The sequence below is a fragment of the Streptomyces longispororuber genome, from assembly GCF_014656095.1.
GTDB lineage: Bacteria > Actinomycetota > Actinomycetes > Streptomycetales > Streptomycetaceae > Streptomyces > Streptomyces longispororuber.
Map to the genome: position 1 here is coordinate 24748 of NZ_BNBT01000104.1, position 6213 is coordinate 30960.

The 6213-nt window shown below is 77.1% G+C and carries 6 protein-coding genes; 3 read left to right on the forward strand and 3 right to left on the reverse strand.

Translation table 11 applies throughout. From position 1 onward, the window contains the following. The first annotated feature begins 59 nt into the window (after window positions 1–59). Window positions 60–533 carry an ATP-binding protein gene (locus IE330_RS26485; RefSeq protein WP_190138636.1) on the forward strand — a complete coding sequence of 158 codons (474 nt, stop codon included), beginning with the start codon at window positions 60–62 and terminating at the stop codon, window positions 531–533. 98 nt (window positions 534–631) lie between these two features. Here the strand turns inward: IE330_RS26485 and IE330_RS26490 are convergent, their stop codons facing one another. Together IE330_RS26490 and IE330_RS26495 are read right to left on the reverse strand one after the other, a co-directional pair. Beyond that, window positions 632–2218: an amidase gene (locus IE330_RS26490; protein ID WP_190138637.1), complete on the reverse strand. Its 1587-nt coding sequence runs from the start codon at window positions 2216–2218 to the stop codon at window positions 632–634. 259 nt (window positions 2219–2477) lie between these two features. Next, window positions 2478–3389, reverse strand: a complete 912-nt coding sequence (locus IE330_RS26495; protein WP_190138638.1) for a LysR family transcriptional regulator — start codon at window positions 3387–3389, stop codon at window positions 2478–2480. Window positions 3390–3930: 541 nt separating this feature from the next. On the opposite strand from IE330_RS26495, the gene IE330_RS26500 reads away from it, so the two are divergent. Both IE330_RS26500 and IE330_RS26505 read left to right on the forward strand, forming a co-directional pair. Further along, entirely contained in the window at window positions 3931–4977 is a 1047-nt protein-coding gene (locus IE330_RS26500) for a diaminopropionate ammonia-lyase (RefSeq protein WP_229925945.1), read from the forward strand. 297 nt (window positions 4978–5274) lie between these two features. Next, window positions 5275–5925 carry an FMN-dependent NADH-azoreductase gene (locus IE330_RS26505; RefSeq protein ID WP_190138640.1) on the forward strand — a complete coding sequence of 217 codons (651 nt, stop codon included), beginning with the start codon at window positions 5275–5277 and terminating at the stop codon, window positions 5923–5925. A 34-nt stretch (window positions 5926–5959) separates the two neighbouring features. On the opposite strand, the gene IE330_RS26510 is transcribed toward IE330_RS26505, so the two are convergent. Then, on the reverse strand, window positions 5960–6213 hold a 254-nt coding region (locus IE330_RS26510), incomplete at its 5' end, for a response regulator transcription factor (protein ID WP_190138641.1).

A 6213-nucleotide genomic window follows, 5' to 3' on the forward strand; every position in this document is an offset into this window, starting at 1 on the left:
ACACCCCCGGCCCGGCCGCCGCCTCCGCCGCCGTGCCCGCTGTACGTACTGTTCCCGCTGTGACCGCCGTACCGGAAGAGGCGGTGACCACCTGGCCGGCCACCGCGGCCGCCGCCCCGGCCCTGCGCCGCTTCGCGACGGCCTCCGCGCGCGCCTGGCACCTGGAGGCCGCCGCGTGCGAGGTGCTGGCGCTCGTCGTCACGGAGCTGGTCACGAACGTCATCCTGCACAGCGGCAGCCCCCGTGTCACCCTGCGGCTGCGGCTGCTGCCCGGCCTGCTGCGCGTGGAGGTCCACGACACCGGCCGCTGGCACCGCCGCGTGACGCGCCGCCCGGCCCGGCACACCACCGGCCCCCACAGCGCTGCCCCCAACGGCACCGCCCCGGACGATGCCGTGGACGGTGTCCTGGACGGTGTCGCGTACGCCGAGTCCGGCCGCGGTCTGGCCCTGGTGCGGGCCTGCGCCTCGTACACCACCGTGCGCCCCTCCAGGAAGGGCACCACCGTCCTGGCCGAACTGGCCCTGGCCTAGCCCCGTACGGCCCCGCGGGGCCGTACGGCGGGCCGGGCGCACGGCGGGCCGGGCCACGGGGGCGGGCGGTCAGCGGTGCCGGGGGGCTCGCGCGGTGCTCACCGGGGCGTGCCCGGTGCGGCCGTGGGCAGGTAGCGCGGGGCCCGCCACGCCTTGAGGCGGGCCTCCACCGCCGCGCCCAGGGCCAGCAGCTCGGCGTCCTGGCGGGCACCGGCCATCAGCAGCACCCCCACCGGCAGCTCCCCCACCCGTCCCGCGGGCACCGACAGCGAGGGGTACCCGGCGACGGCCGCCGGGGTGGAGGAGGGGATCACGTCGTTGTCGCCCCGGGCGCAGTCGGTGGTCCAGGCCGGGGGGTTGGTCGGCGCGGCGACGGCGTCCAGGCGGTGGGCGGCCATCGTCTCGTCGATCGAGCGCCGGGAGAGGTCCTTCAGCTCGGCGCGCATCGCCCGGTAGGCCGGGTCGGTGGTGGGCGGCGCGGCCAGGGCCTGCTCGAACAGCTCCTGCCCCGCGAAACAGGCCCGCTCCTCGGGGTGGGCGCGGTTGAAGGCGATCAGCCCGGCCAGGTCGCGCGGGCCCTGGCGGGTGCGCAGGTAGGCGTTGATGTCCCGGCGGAACTCACTGAGCAGCGCGGGGAACTCCAGCTCCGCCAGGCGCCCCTGGTAGGGGGGTGTGACCTCCACGACCACGGCCCCGGCCGCGCGCAGCTTCCGCGCGGTGCGGGTCATGACCGCGTCCACCTCCGGCCCCAGCGCGGGCAGGCGCCACAGGCCGATCCGCTTGCCGCGCAGGCCGGCGGGGCGCAGCCCCTCGCCGCGCGGGGCCCTGGTGCCGCTCAGGACGGAAAGGGTGAGCGCGGTGTCCACCACGTTGCGGGCCATGGGGCCCGCCGTGTCCTGCTCGGCGGAGATCGGCACCACGCCCGCCTGGCTGACCAGGCCGAGGCTGGGCTTGTGGCCGACGACGCCGTTCATCCCGGCCGGGCACACGATCGAGCCGTCCGTCTCGGTGCCGACGGCCACCTGCGCCAGCGAGGCGGCCAGCGCCGCGGCGGAGCCGGAGGAGGACCCGCACGGGTTGCGGTCCAGGACGTAAGGGTTGCGGGTCTGCCCGCCCACGGCCGACCACCCCGACGTCGGCTTCGCGGCACGGAAGTTGGCCCACTCCGACAGGTTGGTCTTGCCCAGGATCACCGCCCCCGCCCGGCGCAGCCGGCCCACCAGCACGGCGTCGGTGGCGGGCGGCTTTCCCGCAAGCGCCAGCGAACCGGCCGTGGTGGGCATGTCCCGGGTGTCGACGTTGTCCTTGAGCAGGACGGGAATGCCGTCCAGCGGCCCCAGCACCCTGCCCGCGCGGTGCCGGGCGTCACTGGCCGCGGCCTGGCGCAGCGCCGTCGTACTGGTGCGCACCACCGCGTGGATGGTGGGATCGACGGTCTCGATCCGCCGCAGATACGCCCGGGTCAGCGCCGAGGAGGTCAGCGAGCCCTCGGCCATGCGCGCCTGTAACTGCGGGATGGTGACGGTGTCGAGGTCGATTCCCGCGGCCGGCGGCGCGCCGCCGGGCGGGGCGGAACCGGTGGCGGCGCCGTGCCCGGCGGCCCGCGCGCCGGCCTGCGGTACGGCGGTCAGAAGGGTTCCCGCGACGAGGGCGGCGGTCACTGCGGCGATGCTCCTGTGGCCCATGGGAGCCAGCGCACTACACGCGCGGCCCCGGGCGCAAGAGCGCGGAGCCTTCCGGGAGACCCGCCCGCCGGCGGCCGCTGTGCCGGCGGGCGGTGTGCCCGCGCGGGCGGCGCTACGCGGTATTCACCCCCTGCGATGCCGCCTTTGTCGTGCGGCTGCGCCACCGCGTGCAGGTGATCCGAGAAGGCCGGCCGTACGCGTAGCGCCGGTCCCCCGGTGGCCCGGGGCGGGTCAGGGGCGCCCGGCTCGCGGGGGCGGGTCAGGGACGTTCGCAGGCGGCGCGGCGCAGGGCGTCGCGGCAGGCCACGACGGTGGGGTGGTCGCTGCGGCCGCGGCGTACGACGGTGGTGATGCGGCGCACCCCCCGGGTGCGCGGCAGCGGGTACAGGGCCACGGCCGGGGGTCGGGCGCCGAAGGCGAGGCCGGGCAGGAAGGCCGCGGCGTGGTCCTGTTCGACCAGGCGCTGATGGAGCACCAGGTCGGTGGTCTCGAACCGTACGTCGGGTTCGAAACCGGCCGCGCGGCACAGGGCCGTGGCCCACTGGCGGGCGGCCGTGCCCTCGGGCTCCAGCACCCAGGGATGGCCGGCGAGCGCGCGCAGGGCCGCCGCCGGCCGGGCCGCGCGCGCCGTGCCGGCCGAGGGGGGCACGGCCAGGTGCAGGGGGTCCTCCAGCAGGTCCTGCTGTTCGAGTTCGGCCGGGCGCGGCGAGGGGTCGCCGGGGTACTCCTCGGCCACGACGAGGTCGAAGTCGCGGGCCAGAAGGGCGGGGAGGGCCTGTTCCGGTTCCCTCTGCGTGAGGTGGACGCGCAGGTGCGGATGGTGGCGGCGCAGCAGGCCCAGGGCGGTCGGCAGGAGGGCCAGGGCCGCGGTCTGGAAGGAGGCGATGCGGAAGGTGCCGGTCAGGTCGGTCAGGGAGGCGGCGATGTCCGCCTCGGCGCGCTCCAGGCGCTCCAGGACCGCCTCGGTGTGGGCGACGAGGATCTCGGCCTGCGCGGTGAGCCGGACCCGCCGCCCGACCGGTTCCAGGAGCGGGACGCCCACCTCGGCCTCCAGCAGGGAGAGCTGCTGGGAGACCGAGGAGGGCGCGTAGGACAGGGCGGTGGCGACGGCGGCGAGGGTGCCGCGGTGCTTGAGTTCGCGCAGCAGGCGCAGTCGGTGCAGGTCGAACACGGCGGGCGGCCTTTCCGCCCGCTGCGGGCCGGTGGCGAAGGGTCGGTTTTTCCGACGAGTATAGGTGGGAAGGATTCGCTGGACCGATGGTGCGGGGGCGGCGGATGCTGGTGCGGTGCCTGACAACGCCTTCCTGAACCCCGCGCCCGCCCCCGCCTCCTGCTCCTCCCCCGCGCCCGCGTCCGCGCCTTCCCCCGCGTCCTGCCCCACGCTGTCCTCCGCGACCGCGCTGTCCTCCGCGACCGCGCCATCCTCCGCGTCCGCGCCCTGCCCCGCGCCGTCTTCCGCGACCGCGCCGTCCTCCGCGACCGCGCCCTGCCCCGCGCCGTCCTCCGCGACCGCGTCTTCGCCGTCTTCCGCGACCGTGCCGTCTTCCGCGCCCTCGCCCTCGCCCGCGCCCGCGTCCGCGCCCTCCCCCGCGCCGTCTTCCGCGACCGTGCCGTCTTCCGTGCCCTCGCCCGCGTCCTCACCGGCTTCCGCGCCGTCGTGGTTCGTACGGGCCGGTGCCCGGGCCTGGCGGTGTGCGCCCGCGCCCGCTCAGGTGCGGGCCTTTCACGCCTCGCTGCCCGACTACGCGCCCACCCCCTTGAGGGAACTGCCCGCCGTGGCGGCGGAGTTGGGGGTGGGCCGGGTATTCGTCAAGGACGAGTCGCACCGTCTGGGGCTGCCCGCGTTCAAGGCCCTGGGGGCGTCCTGGGCCGTGCACCGCATCCTCGCCGAGCGGGCCGCGCGGGGCGCGGCACCCGGCGTGCTCACCCTGGTGACCGCCACCGACGGCAATCACGGCCGGGCGGTGGCCCGCATGGCGCGCCGGCTGGGCCAGCGCGCCCATGTCTTCGTACCCCAGGGGGTGCATCCGCGGGCGGTGGCCGCCATCGCCGCCGAACAGGCCCGGGTCACCCAGGTGGAGGGCACCTACGACGAGGCCGTCGCCCTGGCGGCCCGGGCGGGGGCCGGGGCGGACGCGGTCCTGGTGCAGGACACCGCCTGGCCGGGCTACGAACAGATCCCGGGGTGGATCGTCGAGGGCTACTCCACCCTGTGCGCCGAGACCGACGAACAACTGGCCGCCGCGGGGATCGCCGGCCCGGACCTGGTCTGCGTCCCGGTGGGCGTGGGCTCCCTGGCGCAGGCCGTGATCACCCACTACCGCAGCCGCCCGGCGGGAGGCGGCCCGGCGCTGCTGTCGGTGGAGCCGCGGGCCGCGGCCTGTGTCCTGCGCAGCCTGGCCCGCGGTCTTCCCCTCAGCATCGCCACCGGCCACACCGCCATGGCCGGGCTGAACTGCGGTACTCCCTCCAGCATCGCCTGGCCTCACCTCAGCGGCGGGCTTGACGCCGCGGTCGCCGTCAGCGACGCCGACAGCGCCCGCGCCGCCCGGACGCTGGCCGGCGCCGGAATCTCCTCCGGCCCGTGCGGGGCCGCCTCGCTGGCCGGGCTGCGCTCGGTGCTCACCGGCGCCGGGGCCGGGCAGCGCCGTGCCGCGCTGGGGCTCGGCCCCGCCTCGGTCGTCGTGCTGCTGAGCACCGAGGGCACCGCCGCCAACCCGCACGCCCGCCTTGGCCAGGACGGGCCGGACGCGTCCTGAGCAGCCCGGCCGCCGCCCTGGGCGTCCTCGCGCCGCCCACCTCACCCCGGGCCCGGGCCGGGGCCGGGGCAGGCACGGGCGGGCCGGGGTGTGATGTGGGCCACGGGCGCTGGACCTCAACTCCGCTTGAGGAAGCAGGCTGTTGCCCACAGCGGGGCGGCCGCGGGGACAACCCCGCACCGTGCACCGTGCGCCGGGCGCCGGGCGCCGGGCGCCGGGCCGCCCGCGACGCCGTCACGGACCGTGCGGCCCGCCGGGGCTGCCCTGCCGCGGACACCAGAGCTGAGGAGAACCGCCATGGCCACGCTGCTGCACATCGACACCTCCCTCAACGGCGAGGACTCCCACTCCCGCGCCGTGACCGCCGCCTTCCGCGCGGCGTGGCAGAGCGAGCACCCGCACGGCACGGTGGTCTACCGGGACCTGGACGCCGACCCGGTGCCCCACCTGCGGGCCGGTGCCTACTACGCCGGCTACACCGCCCCCGCCGAGCAGTCCCCGCAGGAACGGGCCGCCTTCGCCCTGCGCGCCGAGCTGATCGCGGAGGCCGAGGCCGCGGACGTGATCCTGCTCGGCGCCCCGATGTACAACTACTCGATCCCCTCGACGCTGAAGGCCTGGCTCGACCACGTCTTCACCGTGGGCCGCACCGCGATGACCGAGCACCCCTCGCTCGCGGGCAAGCCCGCCGTCGTGGTGACCAGCCGCGGCGGCTCGTACCGAGAAGGCACCCCCCAGCACGGCGACGACTACGTGCGCAGCTATCTGCGGCAGGTGCTCGGCGCCGGCCTGGGCCTGGAGGTCACCTTCATCGTCGCCGAGCTGACCCTGGCCCCGGCCGTTGCGGCGATGGCCGACCTGGTCCCGCTCTTCGAGGCCTCCCGCGAGCAGGCCCTGGCGGCCGCCGCGTCCCACGCCAGGGACCTGGTGATGCGCCTGGCCGCATGACCGCCGCCTCCCGCGCACCGCACGCGGGGGGGTGTCAGGGGGCGGGGGTGATGCCCCAGACGCCGGCCCGGGCGGCGGCCGCGGCGCGGTTGGGCACCTCGAGCTTGGCCAGGATGTGCTCGATGTGGGTGCCCACCGTGCGCGGGGTGATGTAGAGGCGTTCGGCGATCTGGCGGTTGGTGCGGCCGGCGGCCAGTTCGGCCAGGACCTGCCGTTCGCGCGGCGAGAGCGGGCCCGGCGGCCGGGCGGCCGCACCCGGCGCGGCAGCGGGCTCGCGCGCGGGTGCGG